Here is a 26,643-nt window from a genome sequence, read left to right on the forward strand (position 1 = left end):
GCAAAGAGCGGTCAAAAAACATTGAATTTTTTGATCGTTCTTTTATTTAAGCAATTATTTATTGGCTAAAATCACTGCGCGAGTTGGGGCTTGATAGCCTTCAATAGTTTTGCTGTGATCATTTAGATCTAAGAAATCAATCAAACTTTCATTTTCTAACCAATCCGTTTTACGCTGTTCTTCTAATGTTGTGGTGGCGACATCCACACAACGCACATTAGTAAAGCCGACTTTTTCCAACCAATTAATGAGTGCAGCAGCAGAAGGAATAAAATATACGTTCTTCATTTTTGCATAGCGATCTGAAGGTACTAATACCGTATTGACATCGCCATCAACTATTAAGGTTTCTAAGACGAGCTCGCCACCTTTTACTAATTGATTTTTTAGTTGAGTGAGATGATCAAGCGGCGATTTACGATGATAGAGCACACCCATTGAGAATACCGTATCAAATGCCGCAAGTGGTTGCATTTCTTCAATGCCTAATGGGATTAAGTTAGCTCGTCGATCATTATTTAATAATTTTCGAACGGCCTCAAATTGGCAAAGGAAAAGTTCGGTTGGATCAATACCCACCACCATTTTTGCACCTTCACCAACCATGCGCCACATATGGTAGCCACTACCGCAACCCACATCTAAAATGGTGCGATCTTTTAATGGTGCAAGATGAGGCAAAACACGATCCCATTTGAAATCAGAACGCCATTCGCAATCCACGTGAATATCAAATAAATGATAAGGTCCTTTTCGCCACGGCATCAATTGCTTCAAATGATGGATAATACGTTGTTTTTCGCCTTCCGAAAGTGGGGAAGTGCGGTCTGATTTCACGGCATTTTTTAAATCAATAGTATCTGCCTGCAAATCAGGGAGAAAATCTACGATTTTTGACCATTTGGCATAATCACTATGGGTTTGTTTTTCCCATTCTTTTAACTGCAAAGGCAACGTTTCTAGCCAAGCAGATAAATTGGTGGTGGCAATTTGCTGATAAAAAGGACGAAAATCAATCATTATTTTGCTTCCTTATAGGCTTTTTCGGCTTTCTCAAAGGTTTCTTTAACTTCATTTTCTGGTTCGGCAGAAAGGAGAGAAACCACAATAATTGCAAGGCTAGCAAGCGTAAAACCTGGGATCATTTCATAGACGTTAAACCACTCACTGGTTTTAGGAATCACATATTTCCAAGAAAATACGACGGTAGCCCCCACAATCATTCCAATTAAAGCTGCAGAAGAAGTCATACGTTTCCAAAATAAGGAGAAAAGCACCACAGGACCAAATGCTGAACCAAATCCTGCCCAGGCAAATTCAACGAGTTTTAGTACTTTGCTGTTTTCATCTTGCGCAATCCAAATGGCGATAGCGGCAATAACTAAAACCATTGCACGACCTAACCAAACTAATTCTTTTTCAGCGGCTTTTGGGCGAATAAACCCTTTATAAAAATCTTCAGTAATAGAGCTTGAAGAAATTAATAATTGTGCGGAAAGTGTGCTCATTACCGCTGCCAAAATTGCAGAAAGCAGAATACCGGCAATCCATGGATTAAAGAGCAATTTAGCCAGTTCAATAAACACTTGTTCTGGTTCATTATTTACTACGCCCGCAACATCAGGATTCGCAAAGAAATAAGGGATACCGAAGAAACCGATACCGATAGCACCTGCTAAGCAAATCACCATCCACGTCATACTAATACGGCGTGCTTTGATTAATGATTTTACTGAATAAGCCGCCATAAAACGCGCAAGGATATGCGGTTGACCAAAATAACCTAAGCCCCAAGCCGCTAAACTTAATAAACCTAATGGCGTGGTAGAACTAAATAAATCGGTAAAGTCTTTACTTGCAGCAATTTCAGCTTGATGGAGTACTTCCGTAAATTGTGATGTATCGCCCAAACTTAAAAAGATGAAGAGTGGCGTTAAAATTAAGGCAAAAATCATCAAAGTAGCTTGAATGGTATCAGTCCAACTTACCGCTAAAAATCCACCGATAAAGGTATAAATAATCGTCGCTAATGCGCCGTACCAAATGGCGGTGGAGTAGTCGACTGAGAATAGGTTTTGGAATAATTTAGCACCCGCAACCACACCTGAAGCACAGTAAATCGTGAAGAATACTAAGATGATTGATGCAGACACAATTTTTAAGAGATGATGATTTGTACCAAAGCGATGGTGGAAATATTCTGGTAATGTGAGCGCATTGTTGTTAAATTCGGTATAAATTCGTAAGCGACCCGCCACGAGCAACCAGTTAAAATAAGCTCCAAGGATTAAACCAATGGCGATCCAACCTTCTACTAGGCCAGATACATATACCGCACCTGGCAAGCCCATTAATAGCCAGCCTGACATATCAGATGCGCCTGCAGACATGGCGGTCACAAAACTACCGAGTTTACGGCCGCCTAAAATGTAATCGGATAAGTTGTTTGTATAATAATAGGCAAGGACACCGATTAAAATCATGCCGAAAATATAAATACTAAAAGTAATAAGTGTTGGGTCTAAACCAAACATTAAGTACCCCAAAAAGTCATGAAAATTTGAGAAAGGTCATATTTTACCTTATTTGGGTCTATTATTCTATTTTCCTTTTCGATAGACTTATATCATTAAAACTAAGGTCGAAAAAATGAATTCTGTTGAATTATTAATGAATGTTACGCCCAATGAAACCCGCGTTGCGTTGGTGGAAACGGGCGTTTTAAAAGAAGTTCATATTGAACGTCAAGCCAAACGTGGCATCGTGGGGAATATCTATAAAGGGCGAGTAACCCGTGTTTTACCAGGGATGCAATCTGCGTTTGTGGATATCGGTTTAGAAAAAGCTGCATTTTTGCATGCCTCCGATATTGTTTCACATACCGAGTGTGTGGATGTGAATGAACAAAAGCAATTCCGTGCAAAAAGCATTTCTGAACTCGTACGAGAAGGACAGGATATCGTGGTACAAGTGGTAAAAGATCCTTTGGGTACCAAAGGCGCAAGATTAACCACCGATATTACGTTGCCTTCTCGTTATCTTGTCTTTATGCCAGAAAATAGCCATGTTGGTGTGTCGCAACGTATTGAAAGCGAAGAGGAACGCGCAAGATTAAAAGCGTTAGTTGAGCCTTTTTGTGATGAATTAGGTGGTTTTATTATTAGAACGGCCACCGAAGGTGCAACGGAAGAGGAATTGCGTCAAGATGCAGAATTTTTAAAACGTTTATGGCGTAAAGTGCTTGAGCGTAAAGGCAAATATCCAACCCGTTCTAAAATTTATGGTGAGCCCGCATTACCACAACGTATTCTGCGTGATTTTATCGGTGCTAATTTAGAGAAAATTCATATTGATTCCAAACTTTGTTTTAACGAAGTGAAAGAATTTACCGATGAATTTATGCCGGAATTAAGTGAAAAATTAATGCTTTATACGGGCAGTCAGCCGATTTTTGATATTTATGGTGTAGAACGAGGCATTCAAAATGCACTTGAGAAACGGGTGAATTTAAAATCAGGCGGCTATCTCATTATTGAGCAAACCGAAGCCATGACGACCATTGATATCAATACGGGCGCATTCGTTGGTCATCGAAATTTAGATGAAACAATTTTTAACACCAATATTGAAGCCACTAAAGCCATTGCTCAGCAGTTACAACTGCGTAATTTAGGCGGTATTATCATTATTGATTTTATTGATATGCAAACCGATGAGCATCGCAATCGCGTGATTGAATCCTTGGAAGAAGCCCTGTCAAAAGATCGCGTAAAAACGAATGTGAATGGTTTCACTCAACTTGGTTTAGTAGAAATGACCCGTAAACGCACACGCGAAAGTTTAGAGCATGTCTTATGTGATGAATGCCCAACTTGCCAAGGTCGTGGACGCGTGAAAACCGTCGAAACGGTATGTTATGAAATTATGCGTGAGATCATTCGCGTTAACCACTTATTCTCAAGTGAACAATTTGTGGTTTATGCATCTCCAGCCGTAGCGGATTATTTAATCAAAGAAGAATCGCACGGTTTATTGCCAGAGGTTGAAATGTTCATAAGCAAACAGGTTCAAGTTAAAACAGAGCAGTACTACAACCAAGAACAGTTTGATGTGGTGGTGATGTAAAAGACAAAAGTTCGGTCAAATTTGACAGCGATTTTTATAGCTAAATAAGGTTAACTTATTTAAAAAATTATCAATAAAAATAGACTTTTAATATAATATTTAATTGGAGATTATGTGGATTATCTTGATTGGTATCATGAATATGGCTATTGTGAAAATTATGTTTTGCCTTTTTATATAAAACAAGACTGTGGTAATTTGTTTTTCGCAGGAACATTAACTCTTGTATATTATAAAGAAAGACCTTACTTTATCACTGCTTCTCACTGTATTCATGATTCTTATGATTATAAAAAAAACGGGGTTTTTCTTATAAGTAAACATGGTGATATAAATATCAGTGAGTATATTAAGGGTTTATACAGATATTCTGAATATGACATTCTGATTATGGATGTTAAAATTATTATTTCAGATCATGAATATATTGTTATAGATGAGCGGTTAGGGAGCGGATCTGATATTGATTTTCTTTATATTGTAGGATATCCAGTGAAGAAATCACCAAAAGTAATTCATAAAACTATAAATGTAAAAGATTTATATAATAGTAAACTTACTACACAATCAATAGATGGTCATGAAAAAGAACGTTCGTCAATTAATCAGTCGCTTATTTTAATTTCAAAATTTGAAGAATATAATGATAGACATATAATTTCTTATAACGATTTGTCGAATGCAGAGTATTTTTACGACGGAAAAAAAGAAAAAGGATATTCTCCAAAAGGAATGAGTGGGGGAGCAATATTTTATGCAGATAAAAAGGAATATTCCTATTCTATAGGTGGTTATGATAATGAAAAAAAGGAATTCAAAAAACAGAAAGAAATTAACCTTCATTTTGCAGGGATACTTATTAAACATCAAAATGAGAAGATGCTTATCGGTGTTAGTAGAGATAAGATTATATCTTTGTTAGATAAAACTATTTTGGACATTCTAAATAAAGAATACGGGAATGTTCTAGCATATTTTGAATATGGAAAATCACTACTAATTTCATAATTTTTGAGGGGGAAGATAGATAATACTTTTAATATTGTCATAGATTTTCTCCCTTTTGCAACTGTAAACAGCTAAAAGAAACTTGTATGGTTTTTCCTTTAACTATTTCAATCTTTCTAACTGTTGAATAATGGTTTCATCAGGTTGTGATTGGATTTTTCGCATACGTATAAAGAGTAAAGCGGCAGCAATAGTTAATGCAATGATAAACGCAACCCAGAAACCTTTTGCACCGATGCTTGGAACAATCCAATCCGTTCGGGAAAGAATATAACCAACAGGGATACCCACGCCCCAATAAGCAAGTAACGTGATATAAAGGATAATTTTAGTGTCTTTATAGCCACGTAAAATACCGCTCACGACGACTTGCACTGAATCTGAAAATTGATAAATCGCCGCCATCGCTAATAAGCTGCCTGAAAGGGCAATAACTGTGGTATTATCACCCACAATTAATGCGGCTATTTCTGCACTAAATACCCAAATCACCAACGCCAATACACTTGCCGCCATCAAACCAAGAATAATAGCGGCGTAAGCCATGATTTTGGCTTTTTGTGGTGCGTGATTACCGAGCTCTTGCGCCACTAAAATAGTTGCAGCCATGGCAATAGACATGGGGAACATAAAGGCTACGGCACTGGTGTTTAAGGCAATTTGGTGGCTAGCGACCACATCCGCACCTAATGGGGAAAGTAATAAACTACTCAAGGCAAATAGTGACACTTCACTGCACAGCGCAATGGCAATAGGTAAACCAAGTGCGGTCAATTTTTTCAGTGTTTTGATGTCAGGCTTTTCAATAATCTTTTCAAAGACTTTTAAACTACGTTCATTATAGTTTTTGGTCGAATAGGTAATCATCAAAATTGCCATCGCCCAGTTGACAATAGCCGTTGCCACACCACAACCGACACCGCCCAGTGCAGGTGCACCAAATTTGCCGTAAATAAACATATAATTCAGTGGAATGTTCAGCATTAACCCCATGAAGGTAATTACCATAGCGGGTTTTGTTTTGGCAATGCCATCATTCAAACAGCGGAAATTAATCAGCAATAAATAGGCAGGTAAGCCCCACACCATCGCACGCAAATAATTCATCGTCACATCTGCCATGTGGGCATCCATATTCATAAACTGTAATATGAAATCATTATGATAGATGATGAAAGCAAGGGGAATCATCACTAAAAATGAAATCCAAAGGCCTTGTCTCACTTGGTGTGCAATACGATGGCGCTGCCCTGAACCATTTAAATAGGAAATTGTTGGTGGCAAGGCGAGTAATAATCCTTGTCCGAAAAGCACTAAAGGTAGCCAAATAGAGGCACCAATACCGACACCGCCAACATCAGCCGAGCTTACACGCCCCGCCATAATCACATCCACGGTGCCCATGCCAGTTTGAGCTAACTGGGCAAGCCCGATAGGTGTCGCAATTCGGATAAGTTTTTGAATATCAATGCGGTATTGAGAAAAAAGACGAGAATTCATAAAATTTGCTATAATATTGGAAAAATTTTTTATGAAGGAATAATAATGTTTACAGGTATTGTACAGGGCATCGCCCAAATTCATGCAATCAAAGATAGCGATAATTTTAGAACACAGATCGTAAAATTACCAGCTGAAATGCGAAAAGGTCTAGCAATCGGTGCATCAGTGGCGAATAATGGCGTGTGCTTAACGGTGACTGAAATTCATGACGATCTTGTGAGCTTTGACTTAATGCAAGAAACCTTGCGTATCACCAATCTTGGCAACTTAAAAGCAGGAGATTTTGTCAATATCGAACGCGCGATGCAAATGGGCGCTGAAATTGGCGGGCATATTTTATCTGGTCACGTTTATTGTACCGCAAGCGTTTCACAGATTATTGAAAGCGAAAACAATCGTCAGGTTTGGTTTAAATTACCTACTAAAGACGTGATGAAATATATACTCACCAAAGGATTTATCGCGATTGACGGCATCAGTCTTACTATCGGTGAAGTGAAAGACGATGAATTCTGCGTGAATTTAATTCCTGAAACTTTACACCGAACACTTATAGGTAAACGCCAAATTGGTGATTTAGTGAATATTGAAATTGATCCGCAAACACAAGCGATTGTGGATACAGTGGAACGATATTTAGCAGCTAAAGCTTAGTTGGAATGAAAAAAGTGCGGTAGAAAACAATGTTGTTTTTTACCGCACTTTTTATTGGATTGTATGAGATTAGTTAACTTTAGATTTCTTCGCTTTTTTCCATTTCCAGAATAAGAAAACCGCTAATGTGCCAACAAGGATATAAATTACAAGCTGACCTTTTTGAATTTGTTCGTGTAACCAATCTAAGTTTTTTGCACCAAATTCGCCAAGATAAACCCAAATTGGTACGGAAATAATGGCAGCACAGAAATCAATTAATACAAAGCGAGTGTAGCTGACACGGCGGGTGATGCCTGAAACCATATAAATTGGTGCGCGTAATCCTGGAAGGAAACGAGCTACAAATAAAACACGGTTGCCGTATTGGGCAAATTTTTCACGCACCATTTTGAGGCGCTCTAATGTTACAATTTTACGCATTGGTCGGAAACGTAAAATTCGGGTGCCGTAAATGCGACCAAGCCAGTACATGGTTGAGTCACCGGCAAGTACACCAATCATACTCACGACTAACATCAAGTGGGAATTGACGCTTTCAGGATAGAGGCCAGCGATTACACCGCCGGAGACAAGCGTGATATCTTCTGGAATAGGTACACCAAAGCCACAAATAATAAGAACAAATAGCACCGCCCAATAACCGTAATCGGTAAAAAAGCTGATAAGAAATTCCATTTGAAACCCACTTACAATCAGTTAGTTAAAATTAATTAAAAATTGGGGCTTATTTTAATCGCTTTGCCTTGAAAAGCCTAGAAAAAATTTGCTGTGTAAATTTGCATTGTGGGGCTGAATATTTTATAATCCGTCGCTCTCAAAGTTTGTCTTTGAGCAAATTTAGGAAAATTGCTGGGTCGCCTGCAATTTTTTATTTTAAACTTTTAATCAAGAGAACATTAAAATGGCATTTAAATTTAACGCTGAAGTTCGTCAAGCGCAAGGTAAGGGTGCGAGCCGCCGCCTGCGTCACAACGGTCAAATCCCTGCAATCATTTATGGTGGCAGCGAAGCGCCTGTTTCAATCATCTTAAATCACGATGAATTAAACAACGCACAAGTTCACGATTCTTTCTATAGCGATGTAATCACTTTAGTGGTTGAAGGTAAAGAAGTTGCAGTGAAAGTTCAAGCAATGCAACGTCACCCATTCAAACCAAAATTGGTTCACATTGACTTCAAACGTGCTTAATTTTTAGCTTGTGATAAGAACACCAATAATGATGAGTTATTGGTGTTTTTTTCTTTTCGGGCAAAGTGCGGTCAAATTTGAAATCGTTTTAGGAGTATTTTCCAATGAAGATAGCCTTAGGCATTGAATATAACGGAAAACAGTATTGTGGTTGGCAGCGACAAGAGAAAGTGCGTAGCGTACAAGAAGAATTAGAAAAAGCGTTATCTTTCGTGGCAAATGAAAAAATTGAAGTGTTTTGTGCGGGCAGAACAGATTCTGGTGTGCATGGTACAGGACAAGTGGTGCATTTTGAAACCACAGCAGTTCGCCCTGAAAAAGCTTGGGCATTTGGTACCAATGCGAATTTACCCGATGATATTTCAGTGAGTTGGGCAAAAGTAGTGGATGATGAATTTCATGCCCGTTTTTCGGCAACCGCGCGTCGCTATCGTTATATTTTGTATTGTAATAAATTACGTTCAGCCATTTTGCCAGAAGGGATTACCCATTGCCATTTAGATTTAGACGAAAAGAAAATGCACCAAGCGGGGCAGTTTTTATTGGGCGAAAATGATTTCTCCTCTTTCCGTGCGGCACAATGTCAATCGAATACCCCTTGGCGAAATGTGCATCATTTAAATGTGGTGCGAAAAGGTCAGTACATTATTGTGGATATTCAAGCTAATGCTTTTGTGCATCATATGGTACGCAATATTGTGGGAAGCTTGATAGAAGTCGGCGCAGGCAATCAATCTGTTGAGTGGATAAAATGGTTGTTAGAGCAAAAAGATCGTAAATTAGCCGCTCCAACAGCGAAACCCGAAGGCTTATATTTAGTGAATGTCATTTACCCTGAAAAATTTGCGATTCCACAGAAAAATTTAGGGCCATTGTTTTTAGAAGATAATCTCATCTGACTAGCAAATTTCGTTAAATTATGATTAAATACGCAAACTTTTCTAGTTAATAAAAAAGGTAAAAAATGAGCTGGATTGATAGAATTTTTAGCAAAGGAACCTCTTCCTCTGCATCACGTAAAGCCAACGTACCAGAAGGGGTTTGGACAAAATGTACCTCTTGTGAACAAGTTCTTTACGGTGAAGAAGTAAAACGTAATTTATATGTTTGTCCAAAATGCGGCCATCATATGCGCATTGATGCTCGTGAGCGCCTTTTAGCCTTATTAGATGAGGGTTCAAGCCAAGAATTGTCGGCTGATTTAGAACCAAAAGATATTCTTAAATTTAAAGATTTAAAAAAATATAAAGATCGTATTACTGCTGCACAAAAAGAAACCGGTGAAAAAGATGCATTAATCACAATGACGGGTACACTTTACAACATGCCTGTAGTCGTTGCCGCATCTAACTTCAGTTTCATGGGCGGTTCAATGGGCTCTGTTGTGGGTGCAAAATTTGTGAAAGCGGCAGAAAAAGCAATGGAATTAAATTGTCCGTTCGTTTGTTTCTCTGCAAGTGGTGGTGCGCGTATGCAAGAAGCACTTTTCTCCTTAATGCAAATGGCAAAAACCAGTGCTGTCTTAGCAAAAATGCGTGAAAAAGGTGTGCCGTTTATTTCTGTATTAACTGACCCAACATTAGGTGGGGTGTCTGCAAGTTTTGCGATGTTAGGTGATGTGAATATTGCTGAGCCAAAAGCATTAATCGGTTTTGCAGGCCCACGTGTTATCGAACAAACCGTACGTGAAAAATTACCGGAAGGCTTCCAACGTAGTGAATTCTTACTCGAGAAAGGGGCGATTGATATGATCGTGAAACGTTCAGAAATGCGTTCAACCCTTGGAAACCTTTTAAGCAAACTCACCAATCAACCTTCACCCTTTGTTGAAGTAGAAGTTGTTGAACATGAGTAATACAATGAATTTAAAAGCCACTTCGCCACTCGCTGAGTGGCTTTCTTATTTGGAAAATAGTCACTTTAAAGCTATTGATTTAGGGCTGGATCGTATTAAATCCGTGGCAGAAGAATTAGATCTTTTGAATCTCGCACCTTATGTGATCACGGTGGGGGGCACAAATGGTAAAGGCACGACTTGTCGTTTGCTTGAAACTATTTTGTTAAATCACGGCTTGCGTGTGGGGGTATATTCCTCACCTCATTTATTGCGTTATAACGAACGTGTTCGTATTCAAAATCAAGACTTGCCAGATGAAATGCATACCGCTTCTTTTGATTTTATTGAAAAACATAAAACGCAGTCCCTCACTTATTTTGAATTTAGCACCTTATCAGCTTTGCATTTATTCAAACAAGCAAAACTTGATGTGGTGATTTTAGAAGTAGGGCTTGGTGGGCGTTTGGATGCAACGAATATTGTCGATAATGATCTGGCGGTTATCACCAGTATTGATATTGATCATACAGATTTTCTTGGTTCAACTCGCGAAGAAATTAGCTTTGAAAAAGCGGGGATTTTCCGTGCGAATAAACCGGTTGTAATTGGCGAACCAAATGTTCCGCAACCTATGTTAGAACAAGCGGAGAAATTACATTGCCATGTTTCACGCCGAGATGTCACTTGGTCGTTTAAAGCTAATGAGCAAACTTGGATGTGGCAGAGTAATAAAGTGCGGTTAGAAAATCTGCCATTTTGCCAAATTCCATTAGCTAATGCGGCAACCGCTTTGGCTGCTGTTGAACAGCTGCCTTTTGATATTTCTGTCGATACCATTAAACGTTCATTAATTGAAGTGGGATTGGTGGGTCGTTTCCAGCAATTGAAAGGTAATCAATTAGAAAAGCTAGCAGAACACTTGAATGTATCCTATTCACAGTTGCCAAAAGTGATCATCGATGTTGGGCATAATCCTCATGCGGCAAAATATTTAGCCGAAAAATTGACCGTACTTAAAACACAAATTTCAGGTCGAATCATTGCCGTTTGCGGAATGTTAAAAGATAAAGATGCCGAGTCGGTGTTTACCCAACTTACTTCCGTTATTGACCAATGGCACTGTGTAACATTAGGCGGTTACCGTGGTCAATCGGGTGATGACTTAAATGCAAAATTAACAACAGTTTGTCCATCAGCAAAAAGTGTTTCTGAAGACTCTGTCATTGAAGGGATTCAAAGTGCGGTTAAAAATGTAGATAAAAATGACATTGTGCTGGTATTTGGATCTTTCCACACCGTAGGGGAATTTTTAGAATATTTAGCTTAATGGATATAATAAAGGCTGGTTTTGAGCAGCCTTTTGTTTTTAAAGTATTTTGTGAAAGTAATCACTTAATTCTGAGTATTGGAATGTAAATCCGCAATCTAACAAATGTTTTGGATAGGCATTTTGGCTATCTAAAAGAATGCAAGCACTCTCACCTAGAATAGTAGTTAATAAAAATTGAGGCACTTGAGCAAAACAAGGTCGATGTAATGCTTTACCTAATAGTTGGTTGAATCTCTTGTTTTTAACAGGATGTGGCGCAGTAAAATTAAATGCACCTTCACAATTATTATGATCAAGTAAAAAGAGAAGTCCTTCTACCATATCCTCTAACGCAATCCAACTCCAATGTTGCTCACCATTCCCTAATTTTCCGCCTAATCCGAAGCGATAGAGCGGTAGAATTTTAGCAAAAGCCCCACCTTTTGGAGAAAGTACTAATCCGGTTCTCACTAAACAGACTCTTGTGTTGGCTTGCTTTGCTGCATTTTCCCAATCAATACAAAGCTGTGCGGTAAATTGAGTACTTGGATTTGTATTTTCAGTGATCTGCTCGTCACCGCAGTTTCCATAAACTCCAGTTGCAGAACCTGAAATCAGAGCTGGGGGATATTCACTTTGGTTAATGAGTTGAACAAGCTGCTGTGTTAAATCAATGCGACTATGACGCAGTTTTTCTTTTTGTTGAACCGTCCATTTTTTATTGAAGATTGGCTCACCGGCAAGATTAATAACCGCATCAAAGGTATTCAAGTCTTTGAGTGTTAAAAGTGCGGTCAAAAATTGAGGTGTTTTTTCAGAAAAAACAGCTTGGGCTTTTTCAATAGAGCGAGTTAATACTGTCACGGTATCGCCACGTGAAAGTAGCGCTTCAACTAAGGGTTTTCCAACGAATCCCGTTCCGCCGGTCACTAAGATATTCATGATAGATTACTTTCAAAAAGCATTTGAATTTGCTCTAGAAGTGATTTGATTGTTATGTCTTTTGTTGGTGTTACAAAAATGGTGTCATCTCCCGCAATCGTACCCAAAATGCCTTCAGGTTTACCAATGGAGTCCAATAAGCGGGCAATTAACTGTGCCGCACCGGGAGAGGTTTTAATGACGATAACGAAATCATTGTGATCAATATCCAAAACCAGATTTTTTAATGGGCTGCTAGTGGCGGGGACGCTTAATTCACTTGGTAAGCAATACACCATTTCCATTTTCGTATTTCTTGCACGAACTGCACCAAATTTACTTAGCATGCGTGAAACTTTAGACTGGTTAATGCTTTGAAATCCTTGGTTTTTTAAGGCTTCAACAATTTCACTTTGAGAAGCAAATCGTTCTTGATTGAGCAGTTCTTTAAATGCTTTAGTTAATTGATCTGACATAGATATTCTCATATAGGGGAATTTGCATAAGAATTGCATAAAAATTCATTTTAGGCAATTAAAATAAACCTGTCATTTGAAAAGTTTGAACTAGATCGCATAATTGAATTTCTCTGTTTGTAATTTATTAATGAAAACTTTAAAATCCTACCTAGTTAGGATTAATTAATACATGAGGAGTATTTTATGAAAATTGCAGTATTAGGCGCAGCAGGCGGTATTGGTCAAGCATTAGCCTTATTACTTAAATTACAATTACCCGCTGAAAGTGAATTAGCACTGTATGATATTGCACCAGTGACACCAGGTGTGGCTAAAGATGTGAGTCATATTCCGACAGCGGTTAAAGTAGAAGGTTTTGCAGGAGAAGATCCAACACCTGCACTTAAAGGTGCTGATGTCGTTTTAATTTCTGCAGGGGTAGCTCGTAAACCGGGTATGGATCGTTCAGATCTTTTCAATATCAATGCAGGTATCGTGCGTAACTTAATTGAACATGTTGCAAAAACTTGTCCAAAAGCTTGTGTAGGTATTATCACCAACCCTGTGAACACGACTGTTGCGATTGCTGCAGAAGTATTGAAAAAAGCGGGTGTTTACGACAAACGTAAATTATTCGGAGTCACCACTTTAGATGTGTTACGTTCTGAAACATTTGTATCTGAATTAAAAGGCTTAAATGTTTCTCGTACAAGCGTACCAGTTATTGGTGGACACTCAGGTGTGACGATTCTTCCATTACTTTCACAAGTTCAGTATGCTGAGTGGAAAGAAGAGGAAATTGCACCATTAACTAAACGTATCCAAAACGCAGGTACTGAAGTGGTTGAAGCAAAAGCAGGTGGCGGTTCTGCAACACTTTCTATGGCTCAAGCGGCAGCACGTTTTGCGCGTTCATTAGTGAAAGGCTTAAGAGGCGAAACTGTGGTTGAATGTACTTATGTTGAAGGTGACGGTAAATATGCACGTTTCTTTGCTCAACCTGTACGTTTAGGTAAAGAAGGTGTAGAAGAAATTTTACCAATCGGTACCTTAAGCAAATTTGAACAAGAAGCTTTAGAAGCAATGTTACCAACATTGCGTGCGGATATTGAATTAGGCGAAAAATTTATTAACGGCTAATTTAATTCTATTTCTGGAGAAGAGGAGTAGTCAGCTCCTCTTTTTTTATATGAAAACGATTAAACATAAAAAAGTGAAGAAAAATCGTGATTTAGCTCACAAATTTGAACATTGCTATTTGCAATGTAAAGGACTTTGCCGTATTCTTAAATCACTAAAAATAAGTGCTATTCTTAAATAGCCGACATCTATTTTGCTTTCCGAGTAGTGCCCCAGTGGGGCACTTTTTTTTTGCCTTATTTTTAGTCGCAGCATAAAAAGTGCGGTCAAAAAACACTGGATTTTCTGACCGCACTTTTAAAATGAATGCTAAGCACAAGAATTATTCAAACATTGCTGAAATAGATTCTTCATTACTGATACGACGAATTGCTTCAGCAAGCATAGCTGAAAGGGTAAGCACGCGTACTTTACCAAGCGCTTTCATTTCAGGTGAAAGTGGAACAGTATCAGTCACCACGATTTCATCAATCGCATCGCTCGCTAAATGTTGTGCGGCTGCACCAGAGAATACGGCGTGAGTTGCGTAAGCAAATACGCGTTTTGCACCGCGTTCTTTTAATGCTTCAGCTGCTTTACATAATGTACCACCTGTATCAATCATATCATCTACAAGGATACAATCACGATCTGCGACATCCCCGATAATATGCATAACTTGCGATACGTTTGCGCGTGGACGACGTTTGTCGATAATAGCCATTTCGGTATCGTTTAATAATTTCGCTACCGCGCGAGCACGTACCACACCGCCGATATCAGGAGAAACAACGATAGGATTGACAAGATCGGTTTTCTTCAAGATATCATCAAGTAAAACTGGTGAACCGAATACGTTATCAACTGGTACATCAAAGAAACCTTGGATTTGCTCTGCGTGTAAGTCACAAGTTAATACTCGGTCAATCCCTACTATTGAAAGTAAATCTGCTACCACTTTTGCAGTGATTGGAACACGAGCAGAACGCACACGACGATCTTGACGAGCATAACCAAAATAAGGAACAACGGCAGTAATACGGCCGGCAGATGCACGACGTAAAGCATCAACCATTACAATCAATTCCATCAGGTTGTCATTCGTTGGCGCACAAGTGGATTGAATAATAAACACGTCTGCACCACGCACATTTTCATTAATTTGCACTTGGATTTCACCATCGCTAAAGCGTCCAACTGTGGCATCGCCTAATGAAATGTAAAGACGTTCAGAAATCTTTTTCGCTAGCTCAGGCGTAGCATTTCCAGCAAAGAGTTTAATGTCTGGCATTTTATATAACCTCAGATTGAGTGTAGATAGATTGGTTGGTCGAGAGTTGTTTCAACATAGCATGTAATGGTGAAACGTTTAATCCTTTAGCAACAAAGCCGAAAAATTCCTTCGGTTTTTGTTGGAAAACAGCTTGTGCCGATTTTTCATCATCAAATTCAGCAAAAACACAAGCCCCGGTTCCGGTTAATCTGGCTGGTGCATATTGTAGCAACCATAGTAGGGCTTTTTCAACTTCAGGATATTGAGTTCGCACGACTTTTTCGCAATCGTTTGCAAACGGTTGATTCAAAAGTTCGGCAAGGGATCTTTTTTCTGTATTACGTGGTAAATCGGGATCGCTAAAAACTACTGCAGTAGAAATCGCAGTTTCAGGTTTTAGTACCACATAATATTTTTCTTGTGGTTCGCAGTATTGAATTTTTTCACCCACACCTTCTGCAAAAGCGGCTTGGCCATGAACAAAGATAGGCACATCAGCCCCAAGTTTTAGCCCAAGTTCGGCAAGTTCATCAATGGATAAATGGGTTTGCCATAAATAGTTTAAAGCAAGCAGAGTTGTTGCGGCATTGGATGAGCCACCTCCAATCCCACCGCCCATTGGAAGAATTTTATCTAAATGAATTGTTGTGCCGAGCGTACAACCTGTTTTTTCTTGTAGGAGCGTGGCTGCACGATAGATTAAGTTTTGCTCTAGAGGTAAGCCTGGAATTTCTGGTGTAATATGGATTTGCCTATCTTGGCGAATATCAATGGTGAGCCAATCGCCGAAATCAAGAAATTGGAAAAGAGTTTGTAATTCGTGGTAGCCGTTTGGCAGTTTACCGTTTATATAGAGAAATAAATTGAGTTTTGCGGGGCTTGGAAAGCGGTTAGGCTTTCCAAGAGAAGTTGAAAGTGCGGTCGAAAAGTGATGTGTTTTCATTAGAACGCCCATTCATCCACACGAATTTTTAGGGTTTGCGATGTGCTTTTGTTCTTTAACAGAATATTTTCAGGCATCGAATTATCGGCATGATAACTTAAGTAATCGGCTGTCCACATCGAGCCATCAAGTGGGTAGCTAAATTCGGATAAAAGATGATTCGTTCCAACTTGGTAATCTGCGTTATCTGCTGGCTGACCTTTTAACCAATAAGATAAGTGCTCTAATGGCACATCCATTCCGATGATTTCGCGTAACAATAATTTGGCATTTTTATCAGATTGTTGATTGCCTTTATTATCTGAAATCGTCATGCCATTAGGATGCATTTCCATAGTTAGCGTCGTTTTGCTAATCAGAGAATAAAGTTTTAACTTATAGGCTTTAGGGTTTTGATATTGCCATTCAAAGCGACTAGAAAAACGCTCTTGTGGACTGATGTAACCAATTTGTCCTTTTGTGCTATAAGATTGAATTTGTTTGATTTTTTTGAGGTGCTGTTGCCACGTAATATCGTTCTTATCGATATGTTGAACATCTGTTGGGCGTTCTGCATCAAGGGTACAAGCAGACAAGATCACACTTGCAAATACAGGTGCGAGAAGAGATTTTAATAATTTCATAACAAAATATTTACTAAAAAATTGCACATATTGTAAGGGTTAGTTTACTTTTAGTAAAGCTTGATTAAGCATTTAAGCGAGTTTTCTCGGCTTTCACTGCGGCAATTCTTCGACGGGTTAATTCATCTCGAATACCTTGCTTTTCAAAACCATCGGAAATCACTTGTTGCGCATCAACGGCTAGAGCAGCTTGATAAAGTGTTTTGAGGTAATCAATTTGCGGATATTCTTTATTTTCAAAGCCAGTTCGTCCGCGAGTATCAGATAAACATACCAATAAAAATTCCTCAAATCTCTGAGGTTTGCGCCAAACATCAAAAGTATTAAAGAGTTTCACTACTGTTTCTGGACGAAGTTCTAATGCTTTGTGTGCATGCGTGTGATATTCGCAAGTTAATTCAGCTAATTCTTGAAGATAATTAGGCACTCTAAGGCGTTTGCATAATGAGCGAGTCGGTTTAATCCCCGCTTTTTCATGTCCATGATGACTAGGCCACATTTCTTTTGGGGTAAGGGCTTTTCCAAGATCATGACAAATCGCAGCAAAACGGACCGCACTTTTATTCAAATTGCTATTTTCTGTAAGCTTAACGGATTGTTGCAATACGAGCATAGTATGAACAAAGCTATCAATTTCAGGATGATATTTGGCTGGGTTCGGTACACCATCTAAGGCGGCAATCTCAGGGAAGAGCATTTTGAGCGCGCCAACTTGATGTAGTGTTTCAAAATAAATTTCAGGATGCGGTTCGTTTAATGCTTTTTCTGTTTCCATCCAAACACGCTCAGCCGTTAGGTGGTCGAGTTCGCCTTGTTCTGTGAGTTTAGCCATTAATTTAAGGGTTTCTTCGGCAATAGAGAAACCCAAATGATGAAAGCGAGCAGCAAAGCGCGCAACACGTAATACACGAAGTGGATCTTCAGCAAAAGCGGGGGAAATATGGCGTAAAATACGTTGGTGGATATCTTCTACGCCATGATAAGGATCGTGCAGCTTGCCATCTTTGTCTTGGGCAATGGCATTAATGGTGAGATCTCGACGAATTAAATCTTGTTCAAGCGTAATATCATCTGAAAAATCACAAATAAATCCAGTGTAGCCTTTACCTGATTTTCGTTCTGTACGGGCAAGCGCGTATTCTTCATGGCTTTCAGGATTAAGAAAAACAGGGAAGTCTTTGCCAACTTGTTGGTAACCTTGAGCCAGCAACATTTCTGGTGTGGCTCCCACGACAACCCAGTCACGATCTTTAATCGGTAAACCTAAAAGTTGATCACGTACAGCACCGCCGACAAGATAAATTTCCATTTTGCTCTCCCGTCAAAATATAAAGAAAAGGTAGGCAAAAGCCTACCTCAACGATGAATCATTACCAGCTATCACGGCGTTTACGTCTAGGTAAAATGTAAGGTACTACAAGACCAATTAATAAACCTACGCCCAACACAGAACCACCATAAATAAACCATTGAATTGCAATTTCACGTTTATTGGCATCAAGCATGGCTTCTAAATCACGATTTTTATTTTTCGTCATTTCTAATTCACGTTTAAGTTGTGAATTTTGTTCAAGCAATTCACTGCTTTGTTGTTCCGCTTGTTTACTACGACGTTGAATTTCGTTTGTACGTTGCTGCCAATCTGAATCAACGCGACTCAGCTTCAAAGTCAATTCTTGAACCTGCGCTTTCAATCTTGGATTTTCTTCGCGGCTACTTGGCGTAGAACTCAGTTCAGAGGTTAAAATCCAAGCTTCACGATTTTTATTATCACGAATTAGGGTGTATTTTCCTTGTTGTTCCAAGACTGTTACCGCTTCGCCAGATTGGATTGCACCCGCGATCTTAAATTGATCACCTGCACCACGACGTAAATAGGTGTTCAGATTTTCTGTTACATATTGCGTTTCAGCTTGTACTGTTCCAATGGTTGAGCCCAATAGAACACAAGAAAATAAATGTTTACTCACTTTTGACATAATACTTCCTAGCATGAACAAAGTGCGGTTAGAAAATGAAACAAACAGCACTTATAATAATTATACTAGTGGAAAACCGCGCGAAGGATGTAGAAAATCACAATCGCAAAGAATGCACCAGCAGGTAACGTCACAACCCATGAACTAATGATGTTACGGATAACCGTCAAGTTAAGCGCCGCAATACCACGTGCGAAACCGATACCTAAGATTGCACCCACTAAAGTTTGTGTGGTAGAGATTGGTAAACCTGTACCAGATGCAACAACAACAGTCATCGCCGTTGCAAATTGTGCAGCAAAACCACGACTTGGGGTTAAATCTGTAATTCCTGACCCTACGGTTGCCATCACTTTTTGTCCCATTGCGATAAGACCAACAGCGATACCTAATGCACCTAAAGGTAAAATCCACCAAGCTAAATCACCACCACTCAGGATTTTCCCGCCATTTTGCACGATTGATACCACAGAAGAAAGCGGACCAATTGCATTGGCTACGTCATTAGAACCATGTGCGAACGCCATAGCACAAGCGGTTAAAAGCATTAAGATACTAAAAATCTTTTCTACTGATCCGAACGATCCTTTTCTTGCTTTTGCTGTAAATGCTTTACTGCGGAAGTAGAAATGGCAGAAAATCATACCAACAACACTGATAAGTAATGAAATAATGAGCGTTTCATTGTTGGAAAGATTTAAACCAACGTGTTTTAAACCTTTTGCCATGGTAACGATACAAAGTACGAATACGGTAATCGCCATGTAGTAAGGCCCGTATTTTTGTGCGTTTTTCAGCGGTTCTTCTGTATCGAAAATGAGTTTCTGGATACTTGCAAAGATGGTATAAGCTAAAAGTCCTGCGATCACGGGGGTGATAAACCAGCTTCCAACGATCCCACCAATAGTAGACCAGTCAACAGAAGTTGGACCAATCGTAATACAAGCAAAACCAATTAAAGCCCCAATGATGGTGTGAGTACCTGAAACAGGCCAACCCATTTTAGTAGCGATAAATAACCAAGCTCCTGATGCAAAGAGAGCAGAAAGCATTCCCAATGCCAATATGTCTGGCATTTCGACAAATTGAGTGGGGTCGATCACACCACTTTTGATGGTTTCTGTTACTTCACCACCGGCTAAATAAGCCCCGGCAGATTCAAAAATAAGGGCAATAATAATTGCTTGTTTGGCTGTAATGGTACCAGAACCAACCGAGGTACCCATTGAGTTTGATACGTCGTTGGCACCAATACCAAATGCCATAAAAAAACCGAATACCGCGGTAATTAAGACTAACCACGAACCGTATGCATTAATAATTTCCATAGTGATTTCCTATGTTGTAGTTAATGTCGTCAAAATTAGGAACGGGCTAGCATTAATTCAATGCGAGATCCTACACGTTGAGCTTGATCGGCTAATACGCCCACCCATTCGATGATTTTGTATAAGAACATCACATCGATAGGGTTATAACGACTTTCAATCGTGTAGAGCATTTTGCGTAATTTAATTTGCATTTGATCCGTATCATCTTCAATGCTGTCTAGTTCTTGAATCATATGGTTCACTAACTTTAATTCACGGCCTTTAAAACCGGTTTCAAGTAGTTTATCCATTTCTTCAATCACTAAATGAGCTTGATGAATAGAATCTAAACTACGTTGTACATAATGCAAAAATTCTTCCTGCATTTCTTCAGGAATCCCAAATTGACGACCAATCATACGACCCGCAATGTCTTTTGCATAGTTAGCTAATTTGTCTTGTTGGGTGACTAATTCGAGTAAATCGGTACGATCAATGGGTAAAAATAAACCGCGAGGCAATTTCAAACGGATTTCGCGTTTTAGACTATCTGCTTCTCGTTCACATTGAGAAATGTCTAGACGTGTTTTTTCTGCATCATCCCATTGTTTTACAAAAGTATGTTGGAAGAATGGAATTAATAAATCACAACATTCAGTCACTTTGTCAGAATGTTTCTGCAGTGGTTTTAAAGGAGACTGGGCAAATAATCCGAGAATACTATTCATTGCCATAGGTGTTTTACTCCATAAGGGGTTAAAAATTCGTGCACATATTACCCGATTTTTGTTGATATTTAAAATTTTTCAAAAAAATTTGTAAGAAAAAAGGTTTATCTTCGACTAATTAAATAATTGGGTAATATTTCCTAGTGTGGTAAGGTAAATGACTCAATACACTTTTCGCTTTAAAAGCGAGAAAATTTGAAAGGTAAAAAATGAAGGATTGTAAGATGCAAGGTATCAGCAGCGGCGTGAGTTTATTGATTTTACGCTTTTTTCTTGCGTGGGAGTTTTTAGAGGCAGGGTTAGAAAAATGGAATGGTCAAAATTGGTTTACTGAAATACAAGATCGTTTTCCTTTTCCGTTTAATCTTATTCCTGCTGATATTAATTGGCACGTTGCAATGGGGTCGGAATTACTTCTCCCTTTCTTGCTAATATTCGGAGTACTAACTCGTTTTAGTGCATTAGGTTTAACGATTTTAATCTCTGTTGCGTGGTATAGTATTCACGCTGATTCAGGTTATAACGTTTGTGATAATGGTTATAAATTACCATTAATTTATGTGGTAACTTTATTAATCTTAATTACGCAGGGAGCAGGGAAACTCTCTTTAGACACGCTTATTAAGAAGGTTTATCCAACTAAAAGCTGGTTAAAATTCCTCTAACTATATATTCAATATCAAATTCTAGGAGATTCAAATGAAAAAATTATCCACTTTAGCCGCATTAGCAGGAGCATTAACGATGACAGTAGCTACTGTTGCACATGCTGAGTCAAAATCAAGCAGTACAGATAAAGCTGCAACACCTTGTGTGGGTGATAAATGTGTGAAAACAAAAGCTGCAGAAGGTAAATGCGGAGAAGGAAAATGTGGAGCAAACGAAACGAAAGCCGCAGAAGGTAAATGTGGTGAAGGTAAATGCGGCTCTAAATAATCGTATTTAAATCTAGATGCCATACATAACACTGGTGTAAATTTACGCCAGTGTTGTATTAAAAGGAGTAAATAATTATGTTACAAGGTGCAGGATTAGGGTATCGTCGAGATTTAGCAAATGATTTTTTGAATTTATCATCAAATAATGCGATTCGGTTTATGGAAGTTGCTCCAGAAAATTGGGTAAAAATGGGGGGGGCTGCTCGTTATAAATTTGATCAGGCAGCGGAAAGATATCCACTTGCGGTACACGGACTATCACTTTCATTAGGCGGGCAAGCACCACTTGATCGCGAGTTATTAAAAAATACTAAAGCATTAATGACTCAATATAATTCGACATTTTTTTCTGAACATTTGAGTTATTGTGAATGTGAAGGGCATTTATATGATTTATTACCTATGCCATTTACAGAAGAAGCTGTAAAACACGTAGCACAGAGAATCCGCTATGTGCAAGATTTTTTAGGATTACAAATTTCATTAGAAAACACCTCTTATTATTTACATTCTCCCACCAGCACAATGAATGAAGTAGAATTTTTAAATGCTATTGCACAAGAAGCGGATTGTGGTATTCATTTAGATGTGAATAATATTTATGTAAATGGCGTCAATCACGGTTTACTTGATCCTTATGTTTTTTTAGATCAAGTAGATGTGAAACGTGTCAATTACATTCATATTGCAGGACACGACGAAGAACATTCTGTGGCACAAGTTGTGGAGGATTTAGAAGGAGAATCATTTAATAAAATAAAAGGGGCATATCGCCATTTACCAGAATTATTAATTGATACGCACGGTGAGGCAGTAAAAGGTACTGTGTGGGATTTATTAGAATATGCCTATCAACGACTACCCGTCATTCCGCCAACATTATTAGAGCGTGATTTCAATTTCCCTCCATTTGCAGAACTTTATGCTGAAGTTGAACATATTGCACAACTACAGCAAAAATATGCTCAGAAAGAGGTAATATCCTATGCAGCCTAAACCTTCGCTTATTGAAACACAAAAAGCACTTGCCACAGCAGTTCGATTGGCTCATGCTCAACCTTTAAATGGTTATGCTCCTAATCGCATCGCTGTTTATGCTCGCTTAGTTCGAAATAACATCTTTGGTTTTATTGACCGCTGTTTTGTTGAAGCACCTAAACACGTTTCTGCTGAGAGTTGGTCTCAGACAAAAGAAGCGTTTGTATTAACAGGAAAATCACATTCGCCTTATTTTCAAGATATTGCTGGAGAATTTCTCTTATTTTGTCAAGAAAAAGAGAGTTTCGATGCCAATATACTGGCATTGATGGATTTTGAAAATACACAATTACTTGCAGAAGTTTCTTTAGCAAAAGTACCTGAAAAATTTGAGTGGGATAAGCATAGCGTAATGCAGTTATCTGATGCAGCTTATTTAAAACGCTATGAAGTCGATTTTTTATCAAGCAATTTTAAACAATTTGATGAAAACCCTATGCAAGCTGTTATATGGCGGGATAGCGATTTTAATATTCTACAACAACGCTTATCTGAACTTGACTTTTGGCTATTAAGTTATATACAAGAACAACCTTCGTCTTTAGAAGAGGTATTATCTGCCTTAAATACTGTAGTTGAAGATAGCCCCCCCTTAATTCCATTATTGGAAAACACTTGGGTGAATTGGATTAATGCTGAAGTGCTTTATCCTAAAGAGGGATAAATTTTGTATAGAAAAACTCACAAAACGTTAGATAGGTGAAAAAGATGACTTTTTCACCTAATTTTTTCTTGGTTAGTATTTTCCATATATTATCCAAATCTTTTTAATATAGATTTGAGAACAGTTCTAATCATATTCTCCGCTTAAATGAAATCTTTCAGTTATAAATCTAAACATTTGATTTCCAATTTATTAAATTTCATATAATGAAAATTTGTCACATAATTTTTGAATGACCTCTCATTTATAATTTCCTATATTTCAATTATAGGAAAATACTGCACAATAAATAAAAATTTATTTATAGCTGTTTAATATGTAAAGTAAAAAAACACAAAAATCTTGATTTATTTTTATTGTATTGTATATTCAAATAGTTAATTTGAGTAAGGAATATTATGCTACAAGAAATTGAATTAAAATTGGCGATCTCGCCACAAATCAGTATTGAATTGCCACAATATCTTGCAAAATTTACGATTTTAGATCATCAAGATTTATTTTTGAGTAATACTTATTATGATTATCCTGATAATTTCCTTGATAAACAAAAGATGGGATTACGTATTCGTCAAGAAGATCTGGAACTTACATTAACGCTTAAAACTAACGGCGAAGTTGTTGGTGGATTGCATAGTCGTCCAGAATATAATTTACCACTAACCGAAAAAGAAACGCCAACCAATGCCCAATTAAGAGAACTTTATCCTTTTGAACAATTACCTAGCTCTACACTACAACCTATTTTCTCCACAGATTTTAACCGCACTTTTTGGTTAGTTGAATTTCAACAATCCAAAATTGAAGTGGCTTTCGATCAAGGCAAAATTATTGCAGACGAATCTGAGCAACCGATTTGTGAAATTGAGTTTGAATTGAAATCTGGCAATGTGCAGGATCTTTTTGATTTTGTGGAAACTTTTCCTTTCGAAAGAGATATTTATTTTAGTAGCGCAAGTAAAGCGAAGCGTGGTTATTTGCTGGGCTCAAAACAATTTTTAACAGATTGGTTAAATAAATGGCGTGATTTTTTAAAAGAAGAACGAGAAGAAAGTGCGGTAGATTTTGGTGCAAAATTTAATTCCTTGTTGAAAATGGAACAGAAACTTTTGGAAGAAACCTTATCCTTTTCTCCCGCACTTTTTAGCCAAGATTTTATGAAAACAGTGGAGCGAGTTGGGGCATTTTTTAATCTTTATCATTATTATGATGAAAATGGAAAAATCCTAGAAGCGGTGGCAACAGAAAAACAAAAAGAAACGCTCTTACCAGCTTTGTTAGAAAGCAATCAGAAAATCTTTGTTGAAATCCGGGATTTGATTCGTTTTCATAGTGAAACGAAAGACAATGAAAAAACTATTGAAAAATTGACCGCACTTTTGAAAAGTCGAGTTTATTTTGAGCGAATGATCAAATTAATGAGATTTTCGGCATAATGCGAATCAACCGTGCAAAGGGGGGAAGCTATACTTCTAGGCATTATGTAAGTTTGCCCTGAACAATATAACGATATTTCGCCGTAGGTATATGAATACTCGGTTAAAAGATGAGAAGGATAAAAAATGGCTAAAGCCCCGAAAACAGCTTATGTATGTAATGATTGTGGCGCTGAATTTTCGCGCTGGCAAGGGCAATGTTCAGCCTGTAAAGCCTGGAATACGATTAGTGAAGTGCGGTTACTTTCAGCCTCAAATTCCACAAAAAATGATCGTTTTAGTGGTTATGCAGGAGAAACTCGAGCAAAAATCCAAACGCTTTCTGAAATTAGCTTACAAGAAACACCGCGTTTCACCAGTGGATTTAAAGAGTTAGATCGCGTATTAGGTGGTGGGATCGTACCAGGGAGTGCTATTTTAATTGGTGGGCATCCTGGTGCGGGGAAAAGTACCTTGTTACTTCAAGTCATGTGCGGATTAGCGAAAAATATGACCGCACTTTATGTAACAGGGGAAGAGTCACTTCAACAAGTGGCTATGCGAGCTAATCGCTTAAATCTGCCGACAGATAAATTAAATATGTTATCTGAAACCTCAGTTGAGCAAATTTGTAATTTGGCGGATCAATTAAAACCGCAAATTATCGTAGTAGACTCGATTCAGGTTATGCATCTTTCAGATATTCAATCCTCCCCAGGAAGTGTGGCACAAGTGCGTGAATGTGCCTCTTTTCTTACTCGTTATGCGAAAACCCGACAGGTTGCCATCATTATGGTTGGGCATGTCACCAAAGACGGCACCCTTGCGGGGCCAAAAGTATTGGAACATGCCATTGACTGTTCGTTATTGCTGGAAGGGGAGGCGGATTCCCGTTTCCGTACGTTACGTAGTCATAAAAACCGTTTTGGCGCAGTGAATGAGCTAGGGGTATTCGGTATGACAGAGCAAGGATTGCGCGAAGTGAAAAATCCATCGGCAATTTTCTTAAGTCGAGGAGATGAACAAACACCAGGTAGCTCGGTCATGGTACTTTGGGAAGGGACTCGTCCGCTTTTGGTGGAAATTCAAGCGTTGGTGGATCATTCCATGCTTGCAAATCCGCGCCGTGTGGCGGTGGGGTTAGAGCAAAATCGTTTAGCTTTATTGCTTGCGGTATTACATCGTCATGGTGGACTACAAATGTCGGATCAAGATGTTTTCGTGAATGTCGTTGGCGGTGTAAAAGTCGGGGAAACTGGAGCAGATCTTGCGTTATTGCTTGCATTAATTTCCAGTTTCCGTAATCGTCCATTGCCACAAGATTTAGTTGTCTTTGGTGAAGTCGGGTTAGCTGGTGAAATTAGACCTGTAACCAGCGGTCAAGAACGCATTAGTGAAGCCGCAAAACATGGTTTTAAACGTGCGATTGTCCCTTTCGCCAATAAGCCGAAAAGTGCGGTTGAGAATATGGAAGTTTTTACGGTGAAAAAACTCGCTGATGCACTTGCCATATTGGATAATTTCTAAAAAAACGTTGTCCTATTGTTGTCTGATTACTGAAAGTTTTTGATAAATTAGATAGAATATGCGCCACACATAAGGAAAG

The 26,643-nt window shown here is 38.5% G+C and carries 27 protein-coding genes; 14 read left to right on the forward strand and 13 right to left on the reverse strand.

All coding sequences use genetic code 11. The annotated features are described in order from the left end of the window. Nucleotides 1-54 precede the first annotated feature (54 nt). Both cmoB and putP read right to left on the reverse strand, forming a co-directional pair. Nucleotides 55-1,020, reverse strand: coding sequence for a tRNA 5-methoxyuridine(34)/uridine 5-oxyacetic acid(34) synthase CmoB (gene cmoB, locus DPV97_RS03200; RefSeq protein WP_070713777.1), 966 nt, complete (start codon nucleotides 1,018-1,020; stop codon nucleotides 55-57). Then, nucleotides 1,020-2,534 carry a sodium/proline symporter PutP gene (gene putP / locus DPV97_RS03205; RefSeq protein ID WP_070713780.1) on the reverse strand — a complete coding sequence of 505 codons (1,515 nt, stop codon included), beginning with the start codon at nucleotides 2,532-2,534 and terminating at the stop codon, nucleotides 1,020-1,022. The genes cmoB and putP overlap by 1 nt, the downstream gene beginning before the upstream one ends. A gap of 115 nt (nucleotides 2,535-2,649) precedes the next feature. Between putP and rng the strand changes: the two genes are divergently transcribed. Both rng and DPV97_RS03215 read left to right on the forward strand, forming a co-directional pair. Next, entirely contained in the window at nucleotides 2,650-4,125 is a 1,476-nt protein-coding gene (gene rng / locus DPV97_RS03210; protein WP_070713784.1) for a ribonuclease G, read from the forward strand. Between the two features lie 114 nt (nucleotides 4,126-4,239). Beyond that, nucleotides 4,240-5,133 carry a hypothetical protein gene (locus tag DPV97_RS03215; RefSeq protein ID WP_049362741.1) on the forward strand — a complete coding sequence of 298 codons (894 nt, stop codon included), beginning with the start codon at nucleotides 4,240-4,242 and terminating at the stop codon, nucleotides 5,131-5,133. Nucleotides 5,134-5,235: 102 nt separating this feature from the next. On the opposite strand, the gene DPV97_RS03220 is transcribed toward DPV97_RS03215, so the two are convergent. Next, nucleotides 5,236-6,633, reverse strand: a complete 1,398-nt coding sequence (locus DPV97_RS03220; protein WP_070713787.1) for an MATE family efflux transporter — start codon at nucleotides 6,631-6,633, stop codon at nucleotides 5,236-5,238. A gap of 45 nt (nucleotides 6,634-6,678) precedes the next feature. On the opposite strand from DPV97_RS03220, the gene DPV97_RS03225 reads away from it, so the two are divergent. After that, entirely contained in the window at nucleotides 6,679-7,290 is a 612-nt protein-coding gene (locus tag DPV97_RS03225; RefSeq protein ID WP_070713790.1) for a riboflavin synthase, read from the forward strand. Nucleotides 7,291-7,359: 69 nt separating this feature from the next. Here DPV97_RS03225 and DPV97_RS03230 read toward each other — a convergent pair whose 3' ends face one another. Further along, nucleotides 7,360-7,968 carry a DedA family protein gene (locus DPV97_RS03230; RefSeq protein ID WP_070713792.1) on the reverse strand — a complete coding sequence of 203 codons (609 nt, stop codon included), beginning with the start codon at nucleotides 7,966-7,968 and terminating at the stop codon, nucleotides 7,360-7,362. Nucleotides 7,969-8,194: 226 nt separating this feature from the next. Between DPV97_RS03230 and rplY the strand changes: the two genes are divergently transcribed. The 4 genes from rplY to folC all read left to right on the forward strand — a co-directional run bounded on the left by rplY (nucleotide 8,195) and on the right by folC (nucleotide 11,646). Next, the gene (gene rplY, locus DPV97_RS03235) at nucleotides 8,195-8,482 is read left to right on the forward strand and encodes a 50S ribosomal protein L25 (RefSeq protein ID WP_014065570.1); all 288 of its coding nucleotides are present in this window, start codon (nucleotides 8,195-8,197) and stop codon (nucleotides 8,480-8,482) included. Nucleotides 8,483-8,586: 104 nt separating this feature from the next. Continuing rightward, nucleotides 8,587-9,381 (forward strand): tRNA pseudouridine(38-40) synthase TruA, encoded by a 795-nt coding sequence (gene truA / locus DPV97_RS03240; RefSeq protein WP_070713797.1) that lies wholly within the window; start codon nucleotides 8,587-8,589, stop codon nucleotides 9,379-9,381. 65 nt (nucleotides 9,382-9,446) lie between these two features. Beyond that, nucleotides 9,447-10,337 (forward strand): acetyl-CoA carboxylase, carboxyltransferase subunit beta, encoded by an 891-nt coding sequence (gene accD, locus DPV97_RS03245; protein WP_065244847.1) that lies wholly within the window; start codon nucleotides 9,447-9,449, stop codon nucleotides 10,335-10,337. Nucleotides 10,338-10,341: 4 nt separating this feature from the next. Beyond that, nucleotides 10,342-11,646: a bifunctional tetrahydrofolate synthase/dihydrofolate synthase gene (gene folC / locus DPV97_RS03250; RefSeq protein ID WP_070713801.1), complete on the forward strand. Its 1,305-nt coding sequence runs from the start codon at nucleotides 10,342-10,344 to the stop codon at nucleotides 11,644-11,646. A gap of 39 nt (nucleotides 11,647-11,685) precedes the next feature. Here the strand turns inward: folC and DPV97_RS03255 are convergent, their stop codons facing one another. Beyond that, entirely contained in the window at nucleotides 11,686-12,570 is an 885-nt protein-coding gene (locus DPV97_RS03255) for a TIGR01777 family oxidoreductase (protein ID WP_070713804.1), read from the reverse strand. Then, nucleotides 12,567-13,025 (reverse strand): transcriptional regulator ArgR, encoded by a 459-nt coding sequence (gene argR / locus DPV97_RS03260; RefSeq protein WP_049362727.1) that lies wholly within the window; start codon nucleotides 13,023-13,025, stop codon nucleotides 12,567-12,569. The genes DPV97_RS03255 and argR overlap by 4 nt, the downstream gene beginning before the upstream one ends. A 186-nt stretch (nucleotides 13,026-13,211) precedes the next feature. On the opposite strand from argR, the gene mdh reads away from it, so the two are divergent. Beyond that, complete coding sequence (mdh, locus tag DPV97_RS03265) at nucleotides 13,212-14,147, forward strand: malate dehydrogenase (RefSeq protein ID WP_070713806.1); 936 nt, start codon at nucleotides 13,212-13,214, stop codon at nucleotides 14,145-14,147. Between the two features lie 322 nt (nucleotides 14,148-14,469). Here mdh and DPV97_RS03270 read toward each other — a convergent pair whose 3' ends face one another. The 7 genes from DPV97_RS03270 to DPV97_RS03300 all read right to left on the reverse strand — a co-directional run bounded on the left by DPV97_RS03270 (nucleotide 14,470) and on the right by DPV97_RS03300 (nucleotide 20,988). Beyond that, entirely contained in the window at nucleotides 14,470-15,417 is a 948-nt protein-coding gene (locus DPV97_RS03270; RefSeq protein WP_070713809.1) for a ribose-phosphate pyrophosphokinase, read from the reverse strand. Between the two features lies 1 nt (nucleotide 15,418). Continuing rightward, nucleotides 15,419-16,342, reverse strand: a complete 924-nt coding sequence (gene ispE / locus DPV97_RS03275) for a 4-(cytidine 5'-diphospho)-2-C-methyl-D-erythritol kinase (protein ID WP_083313290.1) — start codon at nucleotides 16,340-16,342, stop codon at nucleotides 15,419-15,421. Next, the gene (gene lolB, locus DPV97_RS03280; protein WP_005698818.1) at nucleotides 16,342-16,965 is read right to left on the reverse strand and encodes a lipoprotein insertase outer membrane protein LolB; all 624 of its coding nucleotides are present in this window, start codon (nucleotides 16,963-16,965) and stop codon (nucleotides 16,342-16,344) included. Before lolB ends, ispE begins: the two co-directional genes overlap by 1 nt. A gap of 64 nt (nucleotides 16,966-17,029) precedes the next feature. Next, nucleotides 17,030-18,274: a multifunctional CCA addition/repair protein gene (locus DPV97_RS03285; protein WP_070713817.1), complete on the reverse strand. Its 1,245-nt coding sequence runs from the start codon at nucleotides 18,272-18,274 to the stop codon at nucleotides 17,030-17,032. A 61-nt stretch (nucleotides 18,275-18,335) separates the two neighbouring features. Further along, entirely contained in the window at nucleotides 18,336-18,944 is a 609-nt protein-coding gene (locus DPV97_RS03290) for a TIGR04211 family SH3 domain-containing protein (RefSeq protein WP_070713820.1), read from the reverse strand. A gap of 65 nt (nucleotides 18,945-19,009) precedes the next feature. Continuing rightward, nucleotides 19,010-20,272 carry an inorganic phosphate transporter gene (locus DPV97_RS03295; protein ID WP_070713823.1) on the reverse strand — a complete coding sequence of 421 codons (1,263 nt, stop codon included), beginning with the start codon at nucleotides 20,270-20,272 and terminating at the stop codon, nucleotides 19,010-19,012. Nucleotides 20,273-20,307: 35 nt separating this feature from the next. Further along, nucleotides 20,308-20,988 carry a TIGR00153 family protein gene (locus tag DPV97_RS03300; RefSeq protein WP_049362716.1) on the reverse strand — a complete coding sequence of 227 codons (681 nt, stop codon included), beginning with the start codon at nucleotides 20,986-20,988 and terminating at the stop codon, nucleotides 20,308-20,310. Nucleotides 20,989-21,206: 218 nt separating this feature from the next. On the opposite strand from DPV97_RS03300, the gene DPV97_RS03305 reads away from it, so the two are divergent. From DPV97_RS03305 to radA, 6 genes are all read left to right on the forward strand, one after another. Continuing rightward, nucleotides 21,207-21,647 carry an HvfX family Cu-binding RiPP maturation protein gene (locus tag DPV97_RS03305; RefSeq protein ID WP_111382880.1) on the forward strand — a complete coding sequence of 147 codons (441 nt, stop codon included), beginning with the start codon at nucleotides 21,207-21,209 and terminating at the stop codon, nucleotides 21,645-21,647. A 34-nt stretch (nucleotides 21,648-21,681) separates the two neighbouring features. After that, nucleotides 21,682-21,918, forward strand: a complete 237-nt coding sequence (gene hvfA, locus DPV97_RS03310; RefSeq protein WP_049362713.1) for an oxazolone/thioamide-modified RiPP metallophore HvfA — start codon at nucleotides 21,682-21,684, stop codon at nucleotides 21,916-21,918. Nucleotides 21,919-21,995: 77 nt separating this feature from the next. Further along, nucleotides 21,996-22,916, forward strand: coding sequence for an HvfB family MNIO-type RiPP peptide maturase (locus DPV97_RS03315; RefSeq protein WP_111382881.1), 921 nt, complete (start codon nucleotides 21,996-21,998; stop codon nucleotides 22,914-22,916). Continuing rightward, the gene (locus DPV97_RS03320) at nucleotides 22,906-23,622 is read left to right on the forward strand and encodes an HvfC family RiPP maturation protein (protein WP_070713825.1); all 717 of its coding nucleotides are present in this window, start codon (nucleotides 22,906-22,908) and stop codon (nucleotides 23,620-23,622) included. Before DPV97_RS03315 ends, DPV97_RS03320 begins: the two co-directional genes overlap by 11 nt. A gap of 398 nt (nucleotides 23,623-24,020) precedes the next feature. Further along, nucleotides 24,021-25,058, forward strand: a complete 1,038-nt coding sequence (locus DPV97_RS03325; RefSeq protein ID WP_070713827.1) for a CYTH domain-containing protein — start codon at nucleotides 24,021-24,023, stop codon at nucleotides 25,056-25,058. 126 nt (nucleotides 25,059-25,184) lie between these two features. Next, nucleotides 25,185-26,564 (forward strand): DNA repair protein RadA, encoded by a 1,380-nt coding sequence (gene radA / locus DPV97_RS03330; protein WP_070713830.1) that lies wholly within the window; start codon nucleotides 25,185-25,187, stop codon nucleotides 26,562-26,564. Nucleotides 26,565-26,643: the final 79 nt, after the last annotated feature.

This window comes from Haemophilus parainfluenzae (assembly GCF_003253005.1).
GTDB classification, from domain to species: Bacteria; Pseudomonadota; Gammaproteobacteria; order Enterobacterales; family Pasteurellaceae; genus Haemophilus_D; species Haemophilus_D parainfluenzae_M.

Coding starts and splice junctions, on each gene's coding strand:
- DPV97_RS03305 (WP_111382880.1), top strand. CDS start 21,207: ATGCAAGGTATCAGCAGCGGCGTGAGTTTATTGATTTTACGCTTTTTT.
- DPV97_RS03285 (WP_070713817.1), bottom strand. CDS start 18,274: ATGGAAATTTATCTTGTCGGCGGTGCTGTACGTGATCAACTTTTAGGT.
- radA (WP_070713830.1), top strand. CDS start 25,185: ATGGCTAAAGCCCCGAAAACAGCTTATGTATGTAATGATTGTGGCGCT.
- hvfA (WP_049362713.1), top strand. CDS start 21,682: ATGAAAAAATTATCCACTTTAGCCGCATTAGCAGGAGCATTAACGATG.
- DPV97_RS03315 (WP_111382881.1), top strand. CDS start 21,996: ATGTTACAAGGTGCAGGATTAGGGTATCGTCGAGATTTAGCAAATGAT.
- DPV97_RS03230 (WP_070713792.1), bottom strand. CDS start 7,968: ATGGAATTTCTTATCAGCTTTTTTACCGATTACGGTTATTGGGCGGTG.
- DPV97_RS03325 (WP_070713827.1), top strand. CDS start 24,021: ATGCTACAAGAAATTGAATTAAAATTGGCGATCTCGCCACAAATCAGT.
- mdh (WP_070713806.1), top strand. CDS start 13,212: ATGAAAATTGCAGTATTAGGCGCAGCAGGCGGTATTGGTCAAGCATTA.
- cmoB (WP_070713777.1), bottom strand. CDS start 1,020: ATGATTGATTTTCGTCCTTTTTATCAGCAAATTGCCACCACCAATTTA.
- accD (WP_065244847.1), top strand. CDS start 9,447: ATGAGCTGGATTGATAGAATTTTTAGCAAAGGAACCTCTTCCTCTGCA.
- folC (WP_070713801.1), top strand. CDS start 10,342: ATGAATTTAAAAGCCACTTCGCCACTCGCTGAGTGGCTTTCTTATTTG.
- lolB (WP_005698818.1), bottom strand. CDS start 16,965: ATGAAATTATTAAAATCTCTTCTCGCACCTGTATTTGCAAGTGTGATC.
- ispE (WP_083313290.1), bottom strand. CDS start 16,342: ATGAAAACACATCACTTTTCGACCGCACTTTCAACTTCTCTTGGAAAG.
- DPV97_RS03320 (WP_070713825.1), top strand. CDS start 22,906: ATGCAGCCTAAACCTTCGCTTATTGAAACACAAAAAGCACTTGCCACA.
- DPV97_RS03290 (WP_070713820.1), bottom strand. CDS start 18,944: ATGTCAAAAGTGAGTAAACATTTATTTTCTTGTGTTCTATTGGGCTCA.
- rng (WP_070713784.1), top strand. CDS start 2,650: ATGAATTCTGTTGAATTATTAATGAATGTTACGCCCAATGAAACCCGC.
- rplY (WP_014065570.1), top strand. CDS start 8,195: ATGGCATTTAAATTTAACGCTGAAGTTCGTCAAGCGCAAGGTAAGGGT.
- DPV97_RS03255 (WP_070713804.1), bottom strand. CDS start 12,570: ATGAATATCTTAGTGACCGGCGGAACGGGATTCGTTGGAAAACCCTTA.
- truA (WP_070713797.1), top strand. CDS start 8,587: ATGAAGATAGCCTTAGGCATTGAATATAACGGAAAACAGTATTGTGGT.
- DPV97_RS03225 (WP_070713790.1), top strand. CDS start 6,679: ATGTTTACAGGTATTGTACAGGGCATCGCCCAAATTCATGCAATCAAA.
- argR (WP_049362727.1), bottom strand. CDS start 13,025: ATGTCAGATCAATTAACTAAAGCATTTAAAGAACTGCTCAATCAAGAA.
- DPV97_RS03295 (WP_070713823.1), bottom strand. CDS start 20,272: ATGGAAATTATTAATGCATACGGTTCGTGGTTAGTCTTAATTACCGCG.
- DPV97_RS03300 (WP_049362716.1), bottom strand. CDS start 20,988: ATGGCAATGAATAGTATTCTCGGATTATTTGCCCAGTCTCCTTTAAAA.
- DPV97_RS03220 (WP_070713787.1), bottom strand. CDS start 6,633: ATGAATTCTCGTCTTTTTTCTCAATACCGCATTGATATTCAAAAACTT.
- putP (WP_070713780.1), bottom strand. CDS start 2,534: ATGTTTGGTTTAGACCCAACACTTATTACTTTTAGTATTTATATTTTC.
- DPV97_RS03270 (WP_070713809.1), bottom strand. CDS start 15,417: ATGCCAGACATTAAACTCTTTGCTGGAAATGCTACGCCTGAGCTAGCG.